We start from the raw sequence: 23,316 nt of genomic DNA, 5'->3' as shown, positions 1-23,316 counted from the left end.
TTCGCCCCTATGGGGAGAAGGGGCCCGACAGGGCGGATGAGGGGCGGGTGCTCGCGGAAGCTTCTCCAAAAGCGGGCTTCAATGCGGATCGAGGCGAGGTTGTCCCCTCACCCCAACCCTCGGCAATCGCTCCATGCATTGCTCTACCTCCTGCATCCATGCAGTCGTCTCCCCAAAGGGGAGAGGGAGATGAAAGCGTGGAACACGTCGCGCGCACGCTGCTCGCTCGCTACGGCGTGATGTTCTGGAAGCTGCTGGAACGCGAGGCGCCGTGGCTGCCGACGTGGCGCGAACTGCTGCGTGTGTACCGCCGATTGGAGGCGCGCGGCGAGATCCGCGGCGGGCGCTTCGTGGAAGGCCTGGTCGGCGAGCAGTTCGCGCTGCCCGAGGCGATCCCGCTACTGCGCGACATCCGCCAGCGCGAGCACGACGGCACGCTGGCCTGCGTCTGCGGCAGCGACCCGTTGAACCTGGTCGGTACCGTGCTCGCCGGCGACAAGCTGCCCGCCGTGCCCGGCACGCGCGTGCTGTACGAGGACGGCGTCGCGGTGGCGGCGCTGGTGGCGAACAAGCCGCAATGGCTGGTCGAGGGCGATGCCACGCAACAGCAGCGCTGGCGCCAGGCGCTGTTGCGTCGGTCGGACCCTGTCGCGCGCAACTGATTATCGAGGGGGCCCGCAAACAACAACAGCGCGATCACCCTCCTGGTTAGCGACAAGGTTCAGCCGATGCCTCACCGTTCGCCCTGAGCGGAGGCCCGTAGGGCCGGAGTCGAAGGGTGATCGCCTGCAGGCGCTTCGACTTCCTCGCTCCTCAAAGCCGTAGCCATCCATGGCTACGCTCAGCGCGAACGGTCTTTTTTTTAGCTGAGCATCGTCGCCAATCAGGTCACCCTTTGATTTCGCTACGCTCAGGGCGAACGGGATCTCCGGCCTTTTTGTCGGCCCCATCAGTTAACGCCGGTCCACCCGGCCAGCAGACTTGGCAATTCGGCCATATCGCGGAACACGTGGGCCGCGCCGGCGCGGCGCAGCTCGGCACTGCCGGCGTGGCCCACGGGATTGGGGTTGTAGCCGAACACGGTGGCGCCGGCGGCGACGCCCGCCATGGTGCCGATCACGGTGTCTTCGATCACGGCGCAACGCGTGGGGTCTGCGCCCAGCGCGGCGGACGCGGCGAGATAGACATCCGGGTGCGGCTTGCTGCGCGGAAGATCCTGGCCACTGAACACATGGCCGCCAAAACAGTCGAGGATGCCGATCTTGGCCAGCTGCATCTTCACCTTGGCCAGGTCTGCGCCCGAGGCGACGGCGATGCGTCCATCCAGCATCCGCTGCAGCGCGCGCACGGCCATGGGCGCCCCGGCGATCTCGGCCAGCTCACGTTCCAGTGCACGGTTTCGGCGCGCCCGGAACTGTTCCAGCCACGCCTGCGTGAGGCGCACGCCGGTGCGCTGCTCGATCAGTGCAGCCTCGTCCCGCACCATCTTGCCTATGAACAGGCGCGTGGTTTCGGCCACGCTGATCGCCCAGCCCAGCTCGCCCAGCATTTCGGCCAGCACGCGGTTGACGATCGGTTCGGAATCAACCAGCACGCCGTCGCAATCGAACAGGACGGCGTCAAAGGGAAACGGGGTCATGGCCATCCATGTTGATGCAGGAGGTGCGACGCGCAGTGTGTCGAATATGTCAGTCGCTGTGGTCGGCGATGTGGATCAGCAAGCCGTCGAGCTCACGGAACTCGCTGCGGCCGGGCATGGCGATGGACTGGCCGGCGCGCACGCCATTGGGCAAGTCCACCGCGAAGGTGCCTTCGAAGAAGATCTGCACGTAGGCGACGCCGGCTTCCTGGTGATAGCCGGTGATGGTCTGATGGCGTGCCGAGAACAGGTGGCGCGAATTTTCCGCCAGCCGGCGCAATTCCTCGATGCCCAGCGTGCGCACCGAGGGTCGGCCGCCGGTGTAGTTTTCGAATACCACTTCGCGGTGCACCGTCGCCAGCATGGCATCCACGTCCATGCGGTTGTAGGCGGCAATGTAACGGTCGATCAGCTCGCGCATGCGGGCCGGCTCCTGGTGAGTGGCGGGGACACCATTCCAGCATGCCCCCGCCGCGAGTTCCAGTGAGCTCAGCGCGACACGTTGTCGGTGCTGTCGATGAAGCTCGCCACGTTGTCATGCAGCTTCTTCAGCGACGGCACGTGCGCGTAGACCATGTGGCCGGACGGATACCAATGGTAGGAAATGTTCTTCTGCAGCGCCTCCGGAATCGGCAGGTGGTCCATTTCGTATTGCGCGGTGTAGAACGGCGTGGCCAGGTCGTAATAGCCGCCGTTGAGCATCACCTTCAGGTCCGGGTTGGTCTTCATCGCCATTGCCAGATCGCCCATCACGTTGAGCGAGCCGTCGTGGCCATGGTGCTTCATGTCCCAGTGGTCGATGTCGGCGTACAGGCGATAGGTCTGGTTCTGGCCGAACTTCAGGTCCTTGCGCACGTAATTGTTGAACGCCGCCACGTAGGCCGAGCTGATCGCCGAGGACTGCGGGTCGTATTCGGAGCTCTTGCCCATCGGGTCGATCGACGGACCGGAGAAACGCGTGTCGAGGCGGCCGGTGCTGTCGTCACTGGCGGCCAGCAATTCGTGCTCGAACATGCCGCCACTGACGCGCAGGTTGGCCTTCAACAGGTAGGCCACCGGCAGGCCGATGTACTGGTGCAGTTTTTCGGCCACCGCCTGCTTGCGCGCGGGATCGAGCGTCGCGCCGGCCATCAGCGCGCTGGCGTACTCGCCGGTGGCGTACTGCTCCACTTCCTTGAGGAAGCTCTGCAGGTCGGCCGGCGGCGAGGGCAACTTGTGGTGGTAATACGCGGTGGCGGCAAAGGTGGGCAACGCCAGCTCGTAGGGCAGGTCGATACCGGGATTGTGACTGGGGCCGTCGATGCTGAGGTCGAAGTTGAGGATCTGCGACAGCAGGATCACGCCGTTCAAGTCGACGCTGTCCTCGTTCTCCAGATCGTTCGCCACCACCGCCGAACGCGTGGTGCCGTAGCTTTCGCCGAACAGGTACTTGGGCGAGTTCCAGCGGCCGTACTTGGACAGGAACTGGGTGATGAACTGGGCGAAGGCATGGCCGTCGCCATCCACGCCGTAGATCGCCTTCTTGCGATCCTTCATCTGCTTGGCGCGCTTGGCCGGGTCCTTGTCGTTGGCGATCAGGCGGCTGAAGCCGGCGCCGGGCGCGTCGATGAACACCAGGTCGGAGGCATCGAGCAGGCTGTAGTCGTTGTTGATCAACTGGTACGGCGCGGCCGGCGTGTGGCTGTCATCCGCGGTCACCACGCGACGCGGTCCGAACGCACCCATGTGCAGCCACACCGTCGCCGAACCGGGACCACCGTTGTAGATGAAGGTGATCGGTCGCTTGCCCGCTGCCACGCCCTTCTTGAAATAGGCGGTGTAGAACATGCTGACCGTGGGCTCGTTTTCCTTGTCGCCCTTGCCGTGCAGCACCAGCGTGCCGGCCACCGCCTGATAATCGATGCGCTTGCCTTCCACCGAGACCGAACCACTGGTTGTCGACGACTGCGGCACCAGCATCGCCTGTGGCGAATCGGCGGCCGGGGTTTTGTCGTGGTGCTTGTCGCCGCCGGCCAGGGCGGTGGTGCTGAGCAGCAGGGCGGCCAGGGCGGTGGCCAGGGGCAGTTTGCGCATCGGTGGGGATTCCTCGACGGTGGGGCGCGCGGAGCGCAGGGAACCGGTCGAGCTTAGGCGTCGCCCACCTGTCGCTTCACCCCCCAGAAGTCACGCCCACGCTCCTGACATCGCTGCGGTCAATGCGCGGCCACTTCCCAGCCATGCGTGAGCAGTGCCACCGCCAGCAATGCCAATCCCAGCGCGGCAAGATTCAAGCGGCTCAACCGTTCGCGGAACAGCCACAGGCCGACCAGCGCGCCCAGCACCACCGCCCCCAGGTTCATGCTGGCGAACACCAGCGCCGGGTCATGCGGCAGAGCGCGATGCGCATGCAGGTAGAACAGGATGTTGCCGAAGTTGAGCAAGCCCAGCAGCACGCCGCCGGCCAGGCTGCGCGCGGTGAAGCGTGCCCGTCCGCGCAGGCAACGCGTGATCTCGATGGCAAACGCCACCAGCAGCGCCAGCGCGAACATCGCCTGCAGCGACGTGCCCAGCGCCAGTCCGGCCGCCGCCACGCGCTTGAGCAGGATGTCGATCACGCCGAAGCCGACGAAGACCAGCAATGGGTAGCTCCACCGCGGCATCCCGTCTGCCAGCAGGACGTTCGTCGCAGCACCGCGTTCCGCACGCCATACCATGCCGGCCATCGCCAGCAGGCCGAGTACGCAGCCGGCGGCCTTCAGCGCATCCAGCTTTTCGCCGAACAGCACGAACGCAGCCAGCAGCGAAATCAGCAGCGACAGCCGCTGCGCCGCATCCGAACGCACGATGCCGGCGTGCCGCACCGAAGCGCCCAACGCCAGGAAAATCGTTGGCAGCAACACGCCCAAGCCAACCAGCGCCAGCCACGGCACGCCGGACTGCTGCAGCGGCGCCAGCGACGGCCGCAGCATCAGCGTGGTGAGTACGCTCGCCACCGCGTAATTCCACGCCACCGCCTGGCCGATATCGATGCCGAAACGCCGTGCCAGCTTCAGCAGCACCGACACCAGCACGCTGCACAGCACGCTCAGCCACACATAGACCATGGATCGATTCCGGCAAAAGGCAGTCGGCGAGCGTACATCGCCGTGCCGCACGTGACGCGCCCCGGAATTTGACCCGGGTGATATTGACAATGGTTTTTACCCGGGCATAATGCGCCAACCTTTCCCATGGACGCGCGCCATGTCGCCACACGACAGCACCACCTGCACCGCCTTCGACGGTCACCGCCTGCTCGCCTCCGGCCCGCTGGACGAGGTGGCGCTGGCGGCCAGGCAGGCGCTGGATGCCGGCGCGCAAGGGCCGCTGCTGGTGCTCGACGATGCCAGCAGCCTGCCGGTGGAAATCGATTTCCGCGGCACCCCAAAGGAAATGCTGGCCCGACTTCGTCGCACCACCGCCGCACCGACGCCCACCGCCGCACGCGGCCCCGGACGACCGAAGCTTGGCGTCACCGCGCGCGAGGTGACCTTGCTGCCGCGCCATTGGGATTGGCTGGGCCAGCAGCCCGGCGGTGCCTCGGCGACGTTGCGCCGGCTGGTCGAAGATGCAAAACGCAGCAGTGGCGCGAAGGAACGCGCGCGCCTGTCCGGCGAGTCCGCTGACCGCTTCATGCGCGTGATGGCCGGCGACCTGCCCGGCTATGAAGAAGCCTCGCGCGCGTTCTGGCGTGGCCAGCGCAGTGTCTTCGCGCGCTGCATCAAGACGTGGCCGCAGGATGTCCGCGATCACCTGCAGCGACTGGCCACCATCGCCTGGGATGAACAGGCCGACGTGCGCTGAAGTTCATCTCGCTTCTCGATAACGGTTTGTAGATACCTCCCACGGGCGAGGCTTTTGCCCTGGCATCCGAAAAGCCTGAAAGGCATCGCCCGCGAGCGGGCTCCTGCAGGGCCGGGGAACGATCCATCGTTGCAAAGACTTTGGGCGGGCTCTCGGGCTACGCTCGACGCTCGCCGTCGCATGACCATCCTTCCGACCGTCCATCGCCTCCCTCCATCCCATCCCCAGCCCAGAGCCACCATGCCACCCACTGCCACCCGTCGCCCCTCGCTCACCGAGGGTCCGATCGCCCGCACCCTGCTGACGTTCTCGCTGCCGATCCTGGGCGCGAACGTGCTGCAGTCGCTCAACGGCTCGATCAACATGGTGTGGATCGGCCACTTTCTGGGCGAGTCGGCACTCACCGCCAGCGCCAACGCCAACCTGCTGCTGTTCCTGCTGCTGGGACTGGTGTTCGGCATCAGCATGGCCAACACCTTGATGGTGGGGCAGGCGGTGGGCGCAGGCGACATCGACCAGGCCAAGCGCGTGGTCGGCACCAGCGTGGGCTTTTTCGTGGCGTTGTCGGCGATCGTCGCCGCGCTGGGCTACGCGTTCGCGCCCGAGATTCTGGCCGCCATGCGCACGCCGCCCGACGCGCTGCCATTGGCGGTGGCGTATCTGCGCATCATCTTCCTCGCACTGCCGTCGATGTACCTTTACAACTTTTTGATGATGACGCTGCGCGGTGCCGGCGACTCGCACACGCCATTCCTGTTCATGCTGATTTCGGTGGGACTGGATATTGGCCTGAACCCGCTTTTCATCTTCGGCATCGGGCCGTTTCCGAAGCTCGGCATCGCCGGTTCGGCCACCGCCACGCTGATCGCGCAGACCACCGCGTTGCTGGCGCTGCTGGCATGGCTGTACCGGCGCAAGCATTTCCTCTGTCTGCATCGCGGCGAGCTGCATTATCTGAAACCCGATTTCGCCATCCTGCGCGCGCTGGTGCTCAAGGGCCTGCCGATGGGCATGCAGATGGTGGTGATCTCGACCTCGGCGCTGGTGATGATCAGCCTGGTCAACGCCTACGGCTCGCAGACCACCGCCGCCTACGGCGCCGCACTGCAGTTGTGGACTTACGTGCAGATGCCGGCGCTGGCGATCGGCTCGGCGGTATCGTCGATGGCGGCGCAGAACGTGGGCGCGCAGCGTTGGGACCGGGTCGGCCGGATCGCGGCCATCGGCCTGGGCTACAGCCTGCTGCTCGTCGGCACGCTGGTGGCGATCATCTACCTGTTCAACCACGGCGCGCTGGCGTTGTTCCTGCCGCGCGACGGCGAGGCGATCACCATCGCGCAGCACATCAACGCGATCGTGGTGTGGTCGTACCTGTTCTTCGGGCTGGGCTTCGTGCTGTTCGGCGTGATCCGTTCCACCGGCGCGGTGATGCCGCCGCTGGTGATCCTGGCCATCGCGCTGTGGTGCGTGCGCGTACCGTTCGCGTGGCTGCTGCACGGCCACTTCGGCGCCAATGCGGTGTGGTGGAGCTTCCCGCTGGGTTCGCTGACCATGTTGTTGCTGGCCGCCGTGTATTACCGCTGGGGCGGCTGGCGCAAGGCGCGACTGCTGGCGCATCCGCCGCGCACCGGCATGGCCAGCGCGCCGGTCGGCGCAGCAGCGCCAAGTGAAAGCTGAGCCACCCCTCCGACTCACGTTCCCTGCATTCCACTGTGGAGTTTCCTCACCCATGAACACGGCTCGTACCGTCCGCTTCCGGCAAATCGACGCCTTCACCTCGGTGCCGTTCAAGGGCAATCCGCTGGCGGTGGTGTTCGATGCCGACGATTTCGACACCGCGCAGATGCAGGCCATCGCGCGCTGGACCAACCTCTCCGAAACCGTGTTCCTGCTGCAGCCGGATCATCCGGACGCCGATTACCGCGTGCGCATCTTCACCACCGGCGGTGAACTGCCGTTTGCCGGTCATCCCACCCTGGGCAGCGCGTACGCCTTGCGCGACAGCGGCTATCAGCCGCGCCAGCCGGGCCGCATGGTGCAGCAATGCGGTGTCGGCCTGGTGGAACTGAGCGAGCGCGATGACGGCCACTGGGCCTTCGCCGCACCAACGGCGCGGATCACGCCACTGCCGACGGAGCACCATGCGGCGCTGACCCATGCGCTAGGCAGCACGGCGATCGATTTTGGTGCACCGCCCTGTGCCGTCGACAACGGCGCACCGTGGCTGGTGGTGCGCATGCACTCGGCCGCCGACTGTCTTGCCGTGCAGGCTGACGCCGCCGCGCTCGCCGCAGTCACGCATGCCGCTGGCACCCACGGCGTGGCGATCTACGCGCCGCATGGCGCGGAGGGTCCGACACATTTCGAAATGCGCTGCCTGATGAGCGGCGGCGATTTCGGCCTGGGCGAAGACCCCGTCACCGGCAGCGCCAACGCGGCGCTGGCGTGCTTGCTGGAGGCCCAGGGAAAGCGTCCCTCCGCCACCTACAGCGTGCGCCAGGGCACCGTGCTGGAACGCGACGGCCGCGTGGCGATCAGCCACGACGATGATGGTCGCATCTGGATCGGCGGCGATTGCGTCAGCGTGATCGAAGGCAGCTTTCGGCACCCCTGAAACAAACTTCAGGCACATGGCCGTCGGAAGGCCCCGTCGAACGGGGCCTTCCGACCGCTGTTTACCAACCCACCGTGATGGTCGCCACCGTGGGATTGGTACCGATCAGCGATGAGCTGAAACCGCTGACGTCGTCATACGGAAAACCGTAGGTGAGCTGATTGATGCTGTGCGTGTGCCAGAACGCGGAGTAGTAGTTGGTCGGGCCGCTGTTGTAGAAGTCCGCCGAGGTATTCCAATCGGCCGAATTTCCGGCGACATGGCGGTTCAGCGCCGCATCCAGCTGTGCCTGGATCTGCAGCTGCTTGGCCGTCGCCACCCCGGGCGCCGCATTGCTGGCATCGTTGAACACGCCGTTGCCCAGCAGCACTTCCTGCGTGCTCGGCATGTTGTTGACGTAGTACGTGCCCTGGCCGTCGGTGAACACGAACTGGTTGCCGACGACATGCCCGGTGAAGGTGCCCTGCGCATCGGTGAACACCAGCGACTGGCTGCGATACTGGTTCCACACCGACTGGATATAGCTGTCCAGATAATGCGCGTTGGCACCGCCGCTGCCGAAGCCGCCATGCGTGGGCGCCACGATGCGGTACGGCGCCTGCACCTGGGCCAGCGCCTGGAACGGTTGCGGCACTTGCGCCACGAATTCCTGGAACAGCGCGGCACGCGTTTCCGTTTCGCCGACGGTGTGGTCGTAACCGCTCGGGTCCTGCAGCCGCAGCCGCACCGGGAAACCGAACTGGTCGACGCGCGTGGTGTTGCCGTAGAAATTCGTGGCGTTGATGTTCACCTCCACGAAATCGTAGGTCACGTCGATGTTGGGATCGCTCGGGTTGTCGATGTTCGGACCGGTGTAACCATAGACCGGACTGCCCACCGCCTGGATGTACATCGGGCTACCCACGCTCAGGTAGATCCGCGCCGACAGGATCTGCGGCACCGTGAACGATTTGCACTGCGAGAGCGGAATCGAATAGTTGACGTAGTTCTGGCCGTCCTTGGTCAATGCACCATCATCGCCGGGCTGCATCGGGATGAGGGCCCCGGCGCAGTTGACGTGCACGAAGGTGCCCGGATGAGCCGGATCCTGGCCGACCATGGTCCAGTAAACCTGGTTGTCCTGATAGGCGCCGTGGGTGCCGTTGATCAGGTTGAACGTGGTGCCCACCGACGGAAACACCGGGCTCGGCGAGGGTGAAGGCGTGGGCGAAGGAGTCGGCGTCGGCGCGGGTGCCGGTGCGGCGTAACTCAGTGTCTGTGTCGGCGTATTCACCGCCGAGCCATCGCTCTGGCCGATGGTGAACCAGTAGCTCACCACCTCGCCGCTGCTGAGGCCGGAAATCTGGTAGCTGTTGCTGGTGCCGCTGTTGTTCATGCGCACATTGAGCTGGCTTCCGCCCGCGAGGCTGTAATGCACGTCGGCCCAGGCACCGCCATTGGCGTAGAACTGCAAGAGGCCACCCGCCTGAGCGGTGGCGCCATAGGTTGCCGTGGGTGCGGGCGTTGGCGCAGGCGCGGGCGCGGGAGTTGGCGCGGGTGCTGGGGCGGGCGTCGGACTGGGTGCCGGCGAACCGCCGCAGGTGCCAGTGACCGTCCACGGCTGGCCGCTGCCAGCGCCGCCGTTATTCGTGGCCGGGTCGTTACCCTGCGTCCACCAGTTGGCCACGTAATTCACACCGTTCTCGCTGGCGGTGTTGCCGGCGGTGTACACCGATGAAGCATTCCAGGCGGCCGCACAGGTCGTTTGTGCGTGCACGGCCTGGATCGGCATGAGCGTCAGCGCGGTCGTGGATAGCGTGGCGCAGATCGCGGCACCCAACGAGCTCACTGCGAGCATCGGCCATTTCGTCGATCCAATCTTCTTATGCATGGGTTGTCTCCTCCACTTCGGGCGAAATCACAAGCAATGATGGATATCGACGATTGAGTGGCCACGCTCCGTGCAGCCATGTGGGGACAGTCGCCATGACGCTTCCTTGCCGAAACCGCTTGTCGTGGTGTGATCGCAAGCCGGACCGGGCAAGTCAGGGTTGCGCCAACGGAAAATCATCGTGCGTTACACGCCGACCTTCGAGCCGATCCGGCCGTTCCCCCATGGCATGGTCGAATGGCTGCGAAGATCCTGCGGCAGCGCGAACAACTCTGAAAATACCAGCGCTGGCATTTTTGAAAATACAAGCGCTGGTATTTTTGAATTGAGAGCTGCGTCGCCGAATCGGCGTTTTCCCTGCCTCCATTGGCGGCCAGGAACGTGGGCGGCAGCGGATTCCGGCTGACGTGTCCCGTGGAACATTCGGAACTGCCAAACGATTACGCCGGCACAAGCCGGCGTGATGGCCTGCTTGCCCCGGTACGCGACCGGGACTGGCGGATCAACGGTTCGTGCGCAACGCCGCGGCTTCGCGCGCCAGCAGCTCGATGCCGGCCCAGTCGCCGGCCTTCAGCTTGTCCTTCGGGGTCAGCCATGAACCGCCGACGCAGGCCACGTTGGGCAGGGCGAGGAAATCCGGCGCGCTGCTCAGGCTGATGCCACCGGTAGGACAGAAACGGATCTGCGGCAACGGACTGGCCCAGGCGCCGAGCAGCTTGTGGCCGCCCACAGGCACCGCGGGGAAGAGCTTCAGATGGCGATAACCGCGTTCGAGCAGGCTCATCGCCTCGCCCGCGGTGGCCACACCCGGCAACAGCGGCAGCTCGCCGGCATCGGCGGCGTCGAGCAGTTTCGGCGAGGCGCCGGGCGACACCGCGAAGCGCGCGCCAGCCGCACGCGCGGCTTCCAGCTGATACCCGTCGAGCACGGTGCCGACACCCACCACCGCACCCTCGACCTCGGCGGCAATGGCGCGGATCGCATCCAGCGCCACCGGCGTGCGCAGCGTCACCTCGATGCTGCGGATACCGCCGGCGACCAATGCGCGCGCCATTGGCACGGCATGGACCAGCTCATCGATGATCACTACCGGCACTACCGGAGCGAGCGCGAGGATCTCGGCGAGTTGCTGTTGCTTGGTTTCTTGTGGGGTCATAGGAAGGGCGGCTCGCAAAATTAAAGTGGCAGAAAAGAGAAGTGAGTGGAGAGGAGTGAGAAGTGAGAGAAAGCTTGCGAGGCAGCGCGTTCTGCCTTTCTCTCACGCCTTACTTCTCATTCCTCACTCCTGAATCACACGTCGGCCGCGTGATGGCGATCGTGCTTGCCGAAGATGGTGGCGCCGGTGTCGGCCGATCCGACCGCGTTGCGCAGGCAGGCGAACAGTTCGCGGCCCATGCCCACGTGGTGGCTGGAGAGGTCGGCATGGACCTGCTCGCGCGCGGCCCATTCGGCGGCGTCCACCTTCGCCTCCAGCGTGCCGTTGATGGCATCGAGGCGAATGATGTCGCCGTCGCGCAGCTTGCCCAGCGGACCGGCGTCGATCGCTTCGGGAGTGACATGGATGGCCGCCGGCACCTTGCCGGAAGCGCCGGACATGCGCCCATCGGTGACCAGCGCCACGCGGTGGCCACGCTCCTGCAGGATGCCCAGCGGCGGTGTGAGCTTGTGCAGCTCGGGCATGCCGATGGCCTTGGGGCCCTGGAAGCGCACCACGGCGACGAAGTCGCGATCCAGCTCGCCGCGGCTGAATGCAGCCTGCAATTCTTCCTGTTCGTGGAAGATCACTGCGGGCGCCTCGATCACCATGCGATCGGCCGGCATCGAGGACACCTTGATCACCGAGACGCCGAGATTGCCCTTGAGCACGCGCAGGCCGCCGTCGGGGCGGAACGGTTCCGTTGCCGGGCGCAACACGTCGAGGTTGGCGCTGGCGGTGACTTCATTCCAGACCAGCTTGCCGTCCCCGTCCAGCGTCGGCATGCAGCGGTAAGCGGCCATGCCCTCGCCCCACACGGTGCGCACGTCGCCATGCAGCAGGCCGGCGTCGAGCAGGGTGCCGATCAGGAACGGCATGCCGCCGGCGTGGTGGAAGTGGTTCACGTCGGCACTGCCATTCGGATACACGCGCGCCAGCAGCGGCACCACCGCCGAGAGCGCGTCGAAATCTTCCAGCGTGAGCACGATGCCACCGGCGCGCGCCATCGCCACCAGATGCATCAACTGGTTGGTCGAGCCACCGGTGGCGTGCAGGCCGATCACGCCGTTGACGATGGTGCGCTCGTCCACCATCCGGCCGACCGGGGTGAACTCGTTGCCCAGCGCGGTGATCGCCACGGCGCGGTACACCGCGGCACGGGTCAGCGCGTCGCGCAACGGCGTGTTGGGGCTGACGAAGCTGGCACCGGGCAGGTGCAGGCCCATGATCTCCATCAGCATCTGGTTGGAGTTGGCGGTGCCGTAGAAGGTGCAGGTGCCCGGCGCGTGGTAAGCACCCGCTTCCGCTTCCAGCAGATCTTCCCGCGTCGCCTTGCCCTCGGCGTAGCTCTGGCGCACCTTGGATTTCTTGTCGTTCGACAAGCCGCTGGGCATCGGCCCGGCCGGCACGAAGATGGTCGGCAGGTGACCGAAGCTCAGCGCGGCGGTGACCAGGCCCGGCACGATCTTGTCGCAGATGCCGAGCATCAGCGCCGCGTCGTAGGTGTCGTGCGACAGCGCCACCGCGGCGGCCATCGCGATCACTTCGCGCGAGAACAGCGACAGCTCCATGCCGGCGCGGCCCTGGGTGATGCCGTCGCACATCGCCGGCACGCCGCCGGCCACCTGCGCCACCGCGCCGACCAGCCGCGCGGCCTCGCGGATCTGCTGCGGATAGGGCTCGTAGGGCTGGTGCGCCGAGAGCATGTCGTTATAGGCGGTGACGATGCCCACGTTGGGCGTGACCTTGCCGCGCAACGCGCTCTTGTCGGCCTCGCTGCTGGCGGCGAAGGCGTGCGCCAGGTTGCTGCAGCCCAGTCGATGTCGGTAGACGCCCTTGCTGCATGCCTCGTCGATGCGCGCCAGATAGGCGTCACGACTGTGGCGGCTGCGCTCGACGATACGCTGGGTGACTTCGGCAACAACGGGATGCAGCGTGTTCATGGGTGACTCCTGGCCGCGCGAACGTCAACGCGGCCTGCAAGGGGATGTGAGATCGGGTGCCGTTTGCACGAAATGCGATAAGGGAACCACTCAACAACGGCTGGCGACCACTTATCAGATTCGTCATTCCGGCGCAGGCCGGAATCCAGGGACGGTACGGCTTGAACCGGCCTTGCCGCTACTGGATTCCGGCCTGCGCCAGAATGACGAACAAGAGCAATGAGCCGACCGTTTTTCATGGCTTCTTTCACGGGCACCAGTAGATGTCCAACTGCGGCGCGGCACGCAGCACCGCCGCCATCGGCAGCGTGCTGCCGGGTTCGCGCGCGGCATCCAGCACGGCGCGCTTGGCCTCGCCCTCGATGTGCACGAACAGCGTGCGGCTGTCGAGCAGGGCGGGCAGGGTGAAGGTGATGCGCGGCTCGCCGGCACCGGCGGCGCGCATCGGCAACACGCGTGCCGTGCCGTTCAAGTCCAGTACTTCGGCCAGACGATCACCACCGGGAAAGAACGAGGCGGTATGGCCATCGCCACCCATGCCGAGGACCACCACGTCGAACGTGGTCGGCAGCGTAGCGATCCGCGCGCGCAGCGCGGCAATCGCTGCTTCCGGCGTCGGCGCTTCCACATACAGCGGCACGAAGTTCGCGTCGGCCGCGGCATGGCGCAACAGCAGCGACTTCACCAGTCGCGCATTGGATCGTTCGCTGCTTTCCAGCACCCAGCGCTCGTCGACCAGGGTCACGCGCACCTTCGACCAGGCCAGTGCCTCGTGCGAAAGCCGCTCGAAGAAACGCGCCGGCGTGCTGCCGCCGGAGACCGCCAGCAGTGCCGCACCGCGTGCCGCGATGGCCGCGCGCAACCGCGCGGCGACCTGCGTGGCCAATGCTTCGGCCAGGGCATCCGCATTCGCGTAGCGGTGCAGCGCGTCGGGCATCAGTCGTTGTCCTCGTGCCAGGTGCGGCCATCGCGTTCGATCAGTGCCACGGCCGCGCTCGGGCCCCAGCTGCCGGCGGTGTACGGACGCGGCGGCTCGTTGCTGGCAGCCCATGCAGCCAGGATCGGACCGGCCCAGCGCCACGCCGCTTCCACTTCATCGCGACGCATGAACAAGGTGGGATTGCCGCGCACCACGTCGAGGATCAGGCGCTCGTACGCATCCGGCTGCTGCACGCCGAAAGCCTCGGCGAAGCTCATGTCCAGCGGCACGTGGCGCAGGCGCAGGCCGCCCGGGCCCGGGTCCTTGATGGTCAGCCACAGCTTCACGCCTTCGTCCGGCTGCAGCCGCAGCACCAGCTTGTTCTGCGCCAATGCGCCAACGCTGCCTTCGAAGATGGAATGCGGCACCGGCTTGAATGCGACCACGATTTCCGACACCCGCTCGGGCAGGCGCTTGCCGGTGCGCAAGTAGAACGGCACGCCAGCCCAGCGCCAATTGCCGATCTCGGCCTTCAAAGCCACGAAGGTCTCGGTGCTCGACTTGCCGCCGTCCAGTTCATCCAGATAGCCCGGCACGCTCTGACCTTCGGAAGCGCCGGCGCGATACTGCCCGCGCACGGTGAGCTGGGCGGCGTTGTCGCCATCGATCGGCTTCAGCGCGCGCAGCACCTTCAGCTTTTCGTCGCGCACCGCGTCGGGCGAGAGCGAGGCCGGCGGCTCCATCGCCACCATGCACAGCAGCTGCAGCATGTGGTTCTGCACCATGTCGCGCAGCGCGCCGGCACGGTCGTAGTAGCCGGCGCGGCGACCCAGGCCCAGCGTCTCGGCCACGGTGATCTGCACGTGGTCGATGTGGCTGGCGTTCCACAGCGGCTCGAACAGCGCGTTGCCGAAGCGCAGCGCCAGCAGGTTCTGCACCGTTTCCTTGCCGAGGTAATGGTCGATGCGATAGGTCTGCGACTCGGCGAACACGCGGCCGACGTCGTCGTTGATCTTGTTGGCGCTGGCCAGGTCGCGGCCGATCGGCTTTTCCAGCACCACGCGCGAGGCGCCCTGGTTGAGGCCGTATTTGCCCAGTCGCTCGCAGATGTCCACGAACAGCTCGGGCGAGGTGGACAGGTAGAACACGCGGATGTTGTCCGGCCGCTCGCCGACCAGGGCGGCGAAGCCATCCCAGCCCTCGTCCTTGCGCGCGTCCAGCGGGCGATAGCCGATCAGGGCCAGGAAATCGTCGCACTGCTGCGGCAGATCGGTGGCGGCCTTGCCCAGCGCATCGCGCACCATGCCGCGGTAACCGTCGTCGTCGAGCGGCTCGCGCGCCACGCCGATGATGCGGCTGGCGGGTCGGATCTGCCCGGCCACGTAGCGGTGGAACAGGGCCGGCAACAACTTGCGCACGGCCAGATCGCCGGTGCCGCCGAAGATCACCAGGTCGAACGGATCGACCGGCAGGGAGGCTGGGGTCACAACGCACCTCGAACGCGCTAGGGGCAGGCAGCAGGAGGCCACTTGCCGTGAACAGGCACTGATCGTACCAATGAAATACCAGACGATACCAGTCCTTTGTGCAAGCGACCTTATGACGATCGGTCCATTCGAGACCACCGCGCATGGCGCACTGCGGATTGTTCCAGTGGTGTTTCATTGGTATGGTACGCGCAGCCTGTCTGGGGTCACGGGCCTGCATCTGACGGTATCGCTTCGCTGGCCATCAGGGCGGCCACGGCTTCCACGCGGCCACTCGCTCCCGCCCACCGCATCCTCATTCGACCCGTTGCAGAAAAGGCGGAAACCTTGGACAAACCCTTCCAATCCATGCAAAACGCCCTCGCCGACGAATACCGCCGCCTGTGCAGCGATGCCGCCGCGCACCAGCCACTGGCCTACCTGCGGCTGCGCCGGGCGATCCGCAACGTGATCGAACAACGCGCCATCGAACCGGGCCAGACCCTGCCGAGCGAGCGCGACCTGGCGCAATTGCTGACGCTGTCGCGCGTCACCGTGCGCAAGGCCATCGCCGGACTGGTGGAAGAAGGCGTGCTGACCCAGCGCCACGGCGCCGGCACGTTTGTGGCCGAACGCATCATCAAGCCGATGTCGCGGCTGACCAGCTTCACCGAGGATCTGCGCGCGCGCGGCCTGAACCCGCGCTCGGAATTCTTCGAGCGCGACGTCGGCGAGGTGACCCCGGAAGAATCGATGGCGCTGAACCTGTCGCCCGGCGTGCAGGTGATCCGCCTGCACCGCGTGCGCTACGCCGGCGACGAGCCGCTGGCGATCGAGCGCACCGTGGTCCCCGCCAGCGTGCTGCCCGACCCGATGCTGGTGCACGACTCGCTGTACGAAGCCCTGGAAGCCCGCGGCTGCCGCCCACGCCGCGCCTTGCAACGCTTGCGCGCGGTGCTGCTGAACGCCCGCCACGCCCGCCTGCTGCACGTGCCCACCGGCAGCGCCGGCCTCAACATCGAACGCCGCGCCTTTCTCGACGACGGCCGCGTGGTCGAATTCACCACGTCTTGGTACCGCGGCGACATCTACGATTTCGTGGCGGAATTGCAGACCGACTGAGCCTTGGAACGAATGGCACTTATTTAAGGCCAGCCGATTCCCATAACCGTCGTAGCCCACGCAGCGGGCGAAGTCGAAGCGCTGCCGCGTCTGGACAGTCCATCGACGTGGCGGGAGCCGAAGGGTTAAAGCTCGCTCGCATGGTCAGGTTGGCAAGTATCCAAGCGCCGGTTATGCGGCCCTGACCTCGGTCAACAGATCAGGATGACGATCCAGCACCCTGAGTAGCTTCACCAGTGCCAAGGGTGGCTTGGTTTTGCCGTTCTCGTATCGCGAAAACGCATTGACACCGCCCCCGAAGATTTCGGCAGCTTCGCGTTGATCGAGTGCCAACTTCTTTCGGACACTGGCAATGAAGCCAGGATCAACGATCGAGGCGTTCACCTGCTTGTTGAAATCCAGCATCGCCGTACTGGTGCGCGTCGACTCGGCTGCATCGAGGATCATTTCCCCACAGCTCGGGCAAAAGTCACCGGTGACGTCAGGAATGAGGGTCGACTCGCCCTTGTAGGTGTAGGGCATGTCGCGGGTGTCATGCACCAGTTCCGCGGCTGCGCAGGAAGGACACTTCATGATCAAAGCTCCTTGAAGGACACGATGAGCACATCATCCATGACCGTCAGTTTCAGGTAGACCTCGCCAGCGGATGTATTGGGTCGATACACGTCTTGCCACACCCGATGATCCGCATGCGTGGTCATGCTCTTGTAGAAATCGGACGGGGTCAGTGACGCGACCACGTCGATGATTCCGGCAAAGTCGAAACCCAAGGCGGCACCGCCCGTCAAGGCCGAGAACGTGGAGCGCACCTTCCCGGCGGCAAGCAGAGTCTTTACGATGGACAGCTTGCAGTGAGGCGTCCCTTTCTCCATGCCCGAAGACTAACCCACTAGGTTAATTTTAGCAAGTAGGTTAATACATGTCCCGACGCTCAACCGAGGCTGGGTGTCACCGCGCCCATGGAAACTCGCGCCAGACCCCATGCCATCACATACCATTCCGCCCGATTCCGCTCTCCAACACCTACTGGCCGACGCAGGAAAAGCACTGAGCCTAGGCCAGTCCGAACGTGCCCGACAGGCGCTGCGACAGGTGCTTGCCCAGGCTCCCGATCAGGTCAATGCGCAAATCCTCTACGGCGTCGCTTGCCTCATGCATGGCGATTTCGCCGAAGCCGTCAGCTTCCTGCAAAAGGCCGCCCGGCAACGCCCGGAGGACGCCACCGTCCAGATGTATCTGGGCAGCGCCCTGCATGACTCGGGATCAACGGACGAAGCCCTGACCCATCTGCGCCGCGCTTGCGAACTGGCGCCGCGCCAGGCCACGCCCTGGTACAACCTTGGCAAGGCGCTGAAACAGAATGGACAGTTGCCGGAAGCCGACCAGGCCTATCGCCACGCGCTGGCACTGGACGAAAAGCATGTGCTGGCCCGCATCGGCGTGGCCGACATCGCCACCATGCAGGGCGACATCCCGCGTGCCGTGGCCGAGTACCGGCACGTGCTGCGCCAGCAACCCGAACGCGCCGAAGCGTGGCACGGGCTGGCCAATCTCAAGACCGAGTCGCTGGGACCGGCCGACATCGACCTGATCCGTGGCGCCCTGCGCCAGGCCAACCTGCCCGCCGACACGCGAGTGATGCTCGGCTTCAGCCTGTTCCGCGCGCTGGAAGACCAGCATGACTACGCCGGCGCGTTTGAAGCGTTGCGCCAGGCAAACGCGGACAAGCGACGCCAGGTGGCATGGGACGCCGCCGCCGAGCGCGCGCAGATCGACAGCATCATGGAGGCCTTCAGCGCTCCGCTGCCTGCGCCGATGGATCCCACACTGGGCCATGAAGTCATTTTCATCGCCAGCATGCCGCGCTCGGGCTCCACGCTGATCGAGCACATCCTCGCGACACACCACGACGTCGAAGGCGCCAACGAGATTCCCGATCTGCCCCAGGTCATCGAGGACGAATCACGCCGCCGCGGCCAGCCCTTCCCGCAATGGGTCACCGCCGCCACACCCGATGACTGGCACCGGCTAGGCGAGGACTACCTCGCACGCACCGCACGCTGGCGCGAGCAACGCCCGCGCTTCACCGACAAGAACATCGCCAATTGGCCGCTGCTGGGTGCAGCGCGCCTGATGCTGCCCGGCGCAAAGATCATCCATTGCCACCGCGATCCGGTGGAAACCTGCTTCTCTTGCTACCGCCACCTGTTCCGGCACGGCGTGCATTACAGCTACGACCTCGACGAAATGGCCGAGTACTACCGCGAGTACGAGCGCCTGAGTGCGTTCTGGCTGATGCGCCATCCGCAACACGTATTGGATTTCCCCTACGAAGCCCTGGTGCAGGAACCGGAAACACAGATCCGCCGCCTGCTCGCCTTCTGCGACCTGTCCTTCGATCCCGCCTGCCTGACGCCGCACCAGACCAAACGCGAAGTGCTCAGTACCGCCAGTGCAGCGCAGGTACGCGAGCCTATCCGCGCCGATACGACGCATAGCGCACCGTATATGGAGTGGCTGCAGCCTCTGCGCGAGAAACTGGCACACTGAAACGAACAAGGCCGCCGGTTGCCCGGCGGCCTTGTTCGTTTCTGTATCTCTTTCCTTCATGCCGCCGCCCGCGGCGGCATGAAGTTGGAGGGTGTGACTTAGAAGTCGTACTTCACGCTGAAATCCATGTAGCGCGGTGCTTCCGTTGACGCTGCGGTATGGTAAACCGGGTTGTAAAGGAACGTTCCCGAGTTGCCGCCGCCAGCCCCGCCGCCATTACCAATAGCGTATTGGGTGTAGTAAAGCGTCGCTTTCTGCTCGTTGAGTACGTTGTGGATTTCCCACTGCAAAGTGAGGTGCTTGTTCGCCCAGTCTGGCGTGTACGTCACGCTTAGGTTGAGCTGGTGCGTCCACGGCGTATGACCGCTATCGCCAGGGGGAGACGAGTGGCCACCATAACCCACGAGGCTACCATCGGGTGCGATCGTCAGCGTCGGGTTGTTGCCGCCCGGCACACCGCCACAATAGTGCTGATAGGGACCGTTATATGCATCAGCAAAAATGGTGTCACCGAAACCACTCAGGCACACGTTCGGCGCACCCGATTGCATGATGAAGGTGCCGCTGATCATCCACTCCGGCGTGATGGCATACGAACCGAAAGCCTTGATCGTGTGGCGATGGCTGTTGGCTTGCTCGCCATTGGCGTACTGCATGAGATCCGGGAAGTCCCACTGCGCCGTCGTGGAGCCAGAGAAGCCGCCGTTGGTCTGGTTCGTGATCTGCCCGATGGGCGTGTCGGTCGGACCCTCGGTGCTGCCGTACGACTTGGAGAACAGGTAGTCGATCTTGCCAAACCACTTGCCGTCCCAGGTGTGTTCCAGATAGCTGTCCAAGGCATAGTACTTGCGCGACGGCTTCGGGAAACCGACAAACGGTTGACCTTGCGTGTACACGCCATAGCCCGTGTTCGGATTCCAGGCGACTGCGCCACCCGGCTGCGGGATGTAATTGGTCTTGCCCGGATTGACCAAGCCAGCAATGACGTTGACGACGTTGCCGCTTGCGTCATACACCGCGACGTCGGTGTCATCCACGAGGTTACCGGCCTTCTCGAAGGTCGCCTGCTCACCCCACACCAAACCGGTATTGCCGAGCATCTTCTGGAAGCCCAGCACATACTCATCTTGGTACTGCGGTTTGAGGTTGGTCGAGGCATAGTCCTTGATATTGCCAGGAACGCCGTTCTCGCCATCCGACGAGAAGTACCCTGCGGGAAGTGACACACCCGGAATCGCTGCCACGGGCAGCGCAGTGAAACCAATCGGCAAACCAGTCGGGCCAATACCTGTGTAGGTACCAACGATGGTGCCGTTGATCGAGCCGAATGCAGAGTTGCGTGCAGCCAAACCGGCCGGCAGCGCCAAATAGTAACGCCCCGCATTACCGAAGACCTTGAACGTGCTGTCGCCCATCACGTCCCAGCTGAAGCCCAGGCGCGGTGCCCACTGCGGGCTGGTTTCCTTGATGTAGGCCTCTCCGCCGGGACCGGTGTTCTCGAACTGGTCATTACGCAGACCAAGGTCGAGCAGCAGGTTCGGCGTGACCTGCCACTTGTCTTCCACGTATTGCGCTTTTTGGCGAGCCGCAATCGTGACGTTCTGCTGTGTGAGGGTTTCGACGACGTAATTGCCAGGACCAGGATTGCCGATAAAGGGCGAATTGGAGAAAGTGGCCGGAGCACCCTGCACATAGTTGTAGGCACCACCACCCAGGATGGATGTGCCGTCGTCATCGTCCCGATACCGGACGTTGTCGATACCGAACTTGAGGTCGTGGTCGGCCGTGATCTTCCAATCGAGATCAATGCGCAGGTTGGCGTCCTTGGTGGTGTGACCCGGGTTGCCAATGGTGGTATCAACCAAGTTCGGAACGGTAACACCCGCCGGCACGGGAACCCCGCTGAAGGTCACCGGAGCTACAGCCTCACCACCCAGGCCGCTATAGTACTGGCCCTTCATCAGGCCGTACTGCATTTCGAGTGTCAGGTTGTCGGTGATGTACGAGGTGTACTTGAGGATACCAATCTTGAAGGTATCCTTGGTCGTTACACCGGCACCGTAAAAGTTGGCAACTTTCTGGTCCGTATAGTCGTAGTTGTAGAAGTTGTTGGTTGTCTCTTCGTTCTTGGTTTGGACACCTGTCAACTCCAGCACGTTGTTGTCATTGATGTTCCAGTCCACCTTGGCGTAAATCTTGGGAGACTTGGTAGCCGTCGACTGGTAGTAACCCTGCGGCGACGTGATGCCGAACGTACCCAAACCACCCTTATCGCTGTCGTGCTGCCACTCGGCCGTGAGGAAGAAGAACAGCTTGTCCTTGATCAGCGGGCCGCTGAGGTAGGCGTCATACACTGTCGACCAGTTTTCGTTCTGCTTCCTGCCCCTCTGAATCTTGCCGTAGCCGGGAAGGTAGTTCGTCGTACCCTGGTTGGAGGCCATATACGGCTCCCACTTGTAACCAGAGGGCGCCTGCGGATCATTCGGATCAGCAACCCAACCATCAGCACCGACAGGGGTGAGCGGATTGTTGTAGTGCACGTTGTCGAAGCTGCCTTGAGCCCAGCTCGGGCGCCAGGACGCATACACGCCGGCATGCCACTCGTTGCTGCCGCGCTTGCCAATCTGGCTGATCACGCCGCCGGTTGAGCGACCGTATTCGGGACCATAACCGCTGGTGATGGTCTGCTGTTCGGCAATGGCGAAGTACGGCAGCGCGACGCCGCCTGCTCCACCGATCGGATCAGTAGTGTTGAAACCGTTGAGGTAGTAAGCATTTTCCACGACGCTGTTGCCGCCCATGGAGACCAGCGGCGTACCGGTGGGTCCATTGCCGAGAGTGGAACCACCCATGTTCACACCCGGAGCCAGCAACGCAATGTCTTCGGCACTGTGAGCTATCGGCAGCACCTTCAATTGCTGCGCGGTTATCACCTGGGTCTGACGTGTGGAGGACACATCAATCGCGGGCAGCGCGTTGGCCGTTACCGTGACTGCGCTGAGGTTCTCAACGTTCTTTCCGGTAGTAGTCGCGGCAAACATGACCGGCGCGCCACCAGACACACTCACCAGCACATGGTTGTGTGTAGACACCACGTTGCCGTTCTGCACCAGTGATACGGTGTACTCACCCACCGGCAACTGGTTGGCGGAGTAGCGGCCATCGCTACCGACCGACACTTCGCGGGTCAGGCCTGTCTGATTGCTGACAACCCGGACCGTCTCGCCCGCAGCCACAGGTGCGGTACCGAAGACGGAACCGGTGGTGGCCTGGCCATAGGCCACGCCGGTAAGGCCGAGGCTCAAGGCCAGGGCGGCGGTCAGGGCGTTGCGGCGGTACTGGTTTCCCCGCACATAGCGCTTGTTCATGTGTTTCTCCCCATCAAAGACAACCCAAATCCGGGCAATGGACACTGCCTTGTCAGTCGCTACGCGCGACTGCTGCAGCAATTGATTCAGGGGCATCGGTCTGGCGCGGCGATCCTTGGCTTTCGAACAGTCTCGCAATCACTGTGACCCTCATGCACAGCATCACGAACAATGTAATCAAAACCGCCCAGACAAACCCTCCGACTGGGCCAGAACTTAATTTGAACAATTATGACTGTCAACACTTTCTTAGCGTTTTTACAAGGGCGCTTTTATATTCGGTAAAGGGGTAATTTCTTGCATATTCGAAATATATTGACGCATACCATCCCCGGATAATCACTGCCGCTCATCAAGCCAGCAAAAAGCACATGTTCCAAAGGCAGATGTCGCTCAGGGCCTCAATCGCCTGTCGCCTGATATGTGTGTAATTTTCAGTGACTTAGGAGGCGAGTCAAAGCAACAACGAAGAGGGTTCGTGGGGTGCGCCCGAGGAGCACGCCAGCAATGCATGAAGACGTTATTTATTGCGGTTAAAGTAAGTGTTCTTGCGAAACCCAAGCGAATCATCAGCAAACCGGGTGCCTCGTCAGGCGAACCACGTTGCATCACGGAGAAAAACGCCTTTCCACTAATTCGCGTAGTAATATTTTGCGGAAATCTACCGCATACTTCTTTTAATGTTCTTTAGTTGGTCTCGCCAGCCGGCCCACGAGCATTTCGCTGCTGCATTACGGCCATGGCATCTTCTTCCGTGACAAGGCTCTTTACCTGATGTCCGGCCACCCGGCGGAACCATGAAACGTGC

The 23,316-nt window shown here is 64.1% G+C and carries 17 protein-coding genes and 1 pseudogene; 6 read left to right on the top strand and 12 right to left on the bottom strand.

What is annotated here, in order from left to right; all coding sequences use genetic code 11:
* Positions 1–140 precede the first annotated feature (140 nt).
* Positions 141–662, top strand: a pseudogene (locus BMY90_RS17575) (Lhr family helicase); the annotation flags it as partial.
* 287 nt (positions 663–949) lie between these two features.
* Here BMY90_RS17575 and BMY90_RS13300 read toward each other — a convergent pair.
* The 4 genes from BMY90_RS13300 to BMY90_RS13285 form a co-directional block, all read right to left on the bottom strand.
* Complete coding sequence (locus BMY90_RS13300) at positions 950–1,639, bottom strand: HAD family hydrolase (RefSeq protein WP_092704599.1); 690 nt, start codon at positions 1,637–1,639, stop codon at positions 950–952.
* A gap of 49 nt (positions 1,640–1,688) precedes the next feature.
* Positions 1,689–2,060 carry a nuclear transport factor 2 family protein gene (locus BMY90_RS13295; RefSeq protein WP_008211504.1) on the bottom strand — a complete coding sequence of 124 codons (372 nt, stop codon included), beginning with the start codon at positions 2,058–2,060 and terminating at the stop codon, positions 1,689–1,691.
* A 68-nt stretch (positions 2,061–2,128) separates the two neighbouring features.
* Positions 2,129–3,712 (bottom strand): S10 family peptidase, encoded by a 1,584-nt coding sequence (locus BMY90_RS13290; RefSeq protein WP_092704597.1) that lies wholly within the window; start codon positions 3,710–3,712, stop codon positions 2,129–2,131.
* Between the two features lie 119 nt (positions 3,713–3,831).
* Positions 3,832–4,722 (bottom strand): hypothetical protein, encoded by an 891-nt coding sequence (locus BMY90_RS13285; protein WP_092704595.1) that lies wholly within the window; start codon positions 4,720–4,722, stop codon positions 3,832–3,834.
* A gap of 139 nt (positions 4,723–4,861) precedes the next feature.
* On the opposite strand from BMY90_RS13285, the gene BMY90_RS13280 reads away from it, so the two are divergent.
* The 3 genes from BMY90_RS13280 (at position 4,862) to BMY90_RS13270 (ending at position 8,075) form a co-directional block, all read left to right on the top strand.
* Positions 4,862–5,461 (top strand): DUF2239 family protein, encoded by a 600-nt coding sequence (locus BMY90_RS13280; protein ID WP_092704593.1) that lies wholly within the window; start codon positions 4,862–4,864, stop codon positions 5,459–5,461.
* 240 nt (positions 5,462–5,701) lie between these two features.
* Positions 5,702–7,138 (top strand): MATE family efflux transporter, encoded by a 1,437-nt coding sequence (locus BMY90_RS13275; protein WP_245735043.1) that lies wholly within the window; start codon positions 5,702–5,704, stop codon positions 7,136–7,138.
* Positions 7,139–7,190: 52 nt separating this feature from the next.
* On the top strand, positions 7,191–8,075 hold the full coding sequence (locus tag BMY90_RS13270) for a PhzF family phenazine biosynthesis protein (protein ID WP_008211510.1): 885 nt from the start codon (positions 7,191–7,193) through the stop codon (positions 8,073–8,075).
* A 61-nt stretch (positions 8,076–8,136) separates the two neighbouring features.
* On the opposite strand, the gene BMY90_RS13265 is transcribed toward BMY90_RS13270, so the two are convergent.
* The 5 genes from BMY90_RS13265 to zwf form a co-directional block, all read right to left on the bottom strand.
* Complete coding sequence (locus BMY90_RS13265) at positions 8,137–9,945, bottom strand: beta-1,3-glucanase family protein (RefSeq protein WP_092704591.1); 1,809 nt, start codon at positions 9,943–9,945, stop codon at positions 8,137–8,139.
* 502 nt (positions 9,946–10,447) lie between these two features.
* Complete coding sequence (gene eda / locus BMY90_RS13260; RefSeq protein ID WP_092704589.1) at positions 10,448–11,101, bottom strand: bifunctional 4-hydroxy-2-oxoglutarate aldolase/2-dehydro-3-deoxy-phosphogluconate aldolase; 654 nt, start codon at positions 11,099–11,101, stop codon at positions 10,448–10,450.
* A gap of 134 nt (positions 11,102–11,235) precedes the next feature.
* A complete protein-coding gene (gene edd / locus BMY90_RS13255; RefSeq protein ID WP_092704587.1) occupies positions 11,236–13,083 on the bottom strand; it encodes a phosphogluconate dehydratase in 1,848 nt (615 codons plus the stop codon).
* Positions 13,084–13,330: 247 nt separating this feature from the next.
* Positions 13,331–14,020 (bottom strand): 6-phosphogluconolactonase, encoded by a 690-nt coding sequence (gene pgl, locus BMY90_RS13250; RefSeq protein ID WP_092704585.1) that lies wholly within the window; start codon positions 14,018–14,020, stop codon positions 13,331–13,333.
* Entirely contained in the window at positions 14,020–15,489 is a 1,470-nt protein-coding gene (gene zwf / locus BMY90_RS13245; protein ID WP_008215145.1) for a glucose-6-phosphate dehydrogenase, read from the bottom strand. Before zwf ends, pgl begins: the two co-directional genes overlap by 1 nt.
* 348 nt (positions 15,490–15,837) lie before the next feature.
* Here zwf and BMY90_RS13240 point away from each other — a divergent pair, with 348 nt between their 5' ends.
* The gene (locus BMY90_RS13240; RefSeq protein WP_037101812.1) at positions 15,838–16,590 is read left to right on the top strand and encodes a GntR family transcriptional regulator; all 753 of its coding nucleotides are present in this window, start codon (positions 15,838–15,840) and stop codon (positions 16,588–16,590) included.
* A 171-nt stretch (positions 16,591–16,761) separates the two neighbouring features.
* On the opposite strand, the gene BMY90_RS13235 is transcribed toward BMY90_RS13240, so the two are convergent.
* Complete coding sequence (locus BMY90_RS13235; RefSeq protein ID WP_008215143.1) at positions 16,762–17,163, bottom strand: type II toxin-antitoxin system MqsA family antitoxin; 402 nt, start codon at positions 17,161–17,163, stop codon at positions 16,762–16,764.
* Positions 17,164–17,165: 2 nt separating this feature from the next.
* On the bottom strand, positions 17,166–17,462 hold the full coding sequence (locus tag BMY90_RS13230; RefSeq protein ID WP_008215142.1) for a type II toxin-antitoxin system MqsR family toxin: 297 nt from the start codon (positions 17,460–17,462) through the stop codon (positions 17,166–17,168).
* A gap of 109 nt (positions 17,463–17,571) precedes the next feature.
* On the opposite strand from BMY90_RS13230, the gene BMY90_RS13225 reads away from it, so the two are divergent.
* Positions 17,572–19,140, top strand: a complete 1,569-nt coding sequence (locus BMY90_RS13225) for a tetratricopeptide repeat-containing sulfotransferase family protein (protein ID WP_092704583.1) — start codon at positions 17,572–17,574, stop codon at positions 19,138–19,140.
* A gap of 98 nt (positions 19,141–19,238) precedes the next feature.
* On the opposite strand, the gene BMY90_RS13220 is transcribed toward BMY90_RS13225, so the two are convergent.
* Entirely contained in the window at positions 19,239–22,508 is a 3,270-nt protein-coding gene (locus tag BMY90_RS13220; RefSeq protein WP_175481576.1) for a TonB-dependent receptor, read from the bottom strand.
* Positions 22,509–23,316 lie beyond the last annotated feature (808 nt).

This window comes from Rhodanobacter glycinis (assembly GCF_900114325.1).
Classification (GTDB): Bacteria; Pseudomonadota; Gammaproteobacteria; order Xanthomonadales; family Rhodanobacteraceae; genus Rhodanobacter_A; species Rhodanobacter_A glycinis.
The sequence above is the reverse complement of the archived record's forward strand: the minus strand, read 5'-3'. Positions and strand labels throughout refer to the sequence as shown.

Coding starts and splice junctions, on each gene's coding strand:
- BMY90_RS13300 (WP_092704599.1), bottom strand. CDS start 1,639: ATGACCCCGTTTCCCTTTGACGCCGTCCTGTTCGATTGCGACGGCGTG.
- BMY90_RS13295 (WP_008211504.1), bottom strand. CDS start 2,060: ATGCGCGAGCTGATCGACCGTTACATTGCCGCCTACAACCGCATGGAC.
- BMY90_RS13290 (WP_092704597.1), bottom strand. CDS start 3,712: ATGCGCAAACTGCCCCTGGCCACCGCCCTGGCCGCCCTGCTGCTCAGC.
- BMY90_RS13285 (WP_092704595.1), bottom strand. CDS start 4,722: ATGGTCTATGTGTGGCTGAGCGTGCTGTGCAGCGTGCTGGTGTCGGTG.
- BMY90_RS13280 (WP_092704593.1), top strand. CDS start 4,862: ATGTCGCCACACGACAGCACCACCTGCACCGCCTTCGACGGTCACCGC.
- BMY90_RS13275 (WP_245735043.1), top strand. CDS start 5,702: ATGCCACCCACTGCCACCCGTCGCCCCTCGCTCACCGAGGGTCCGATC.
- BMY90_RS13270 (WP_008211510.1), top strand. CDS start 7,191: ATGAACACGGCTCGTACCGTCCGCTTCCGGCAAATCGACGCCTTCACC.
- BMY90_RS13265 (WP_092704591.1), bottom strand. CDS start 9,945: ATGCATAAGAAGATTGGATCGACGAAATGGCCGATGCTCGCAGTGAGC.
- eda (WP_092704589.1), bottom strand. CDS start 11,101: ATGACCCCACAAGAAACCAAGCAACAGCAACTCGCCGAGATCCTCGCG.
- edd (WP_092704587.1), bottom strand. CDS start 13,083: ATGAACACGCTGCATCCCGTTGTTGCCGAAGTCACCCAGCGTATCGTC.
- pgl (WP_092704585.1), bottom strand. CDS start 14,020: ATGCCCGACGCGCTGCACCGCTACGCGAATGCGGATGCCCTGGCCGAA.
- BMY90_RS13240 (WP_037101812.1), top strand. CDS start 15,838: ATGCAAAACGCCCTCGCCGACGAATACCGCCGCCTGTGCAGCGATGCC.
- BMY90_RS13235 (WP_008215143.1), bottom strand. CDS start 17,163: ATGAAGTGTCCTTCCTGCGCAGCCGCGGAACTGGTGCATGACACCCGC.
- BMY90_RS13230 (WP_008215142.1), bottom strand. CDS start 17,462: ATGGAGAAAGGGACGCCTCACTGCAAGCTGTCCATCGTAAAGACTCTG.
- BMY90_RS13225 (WP_092704583.1), top strand. CDS start 17,572: ATGCCATCACATACCATTCCGCCCGATTCCGCTCTCCAACACCTACTG.
- BMY90_RS13220 (WP_175481576.1), bottom strand. CDS start 22,508: ATGAACAAGCGCTATGTGCGGGGAAACCAGTACCGCCGCAACGCCCTG.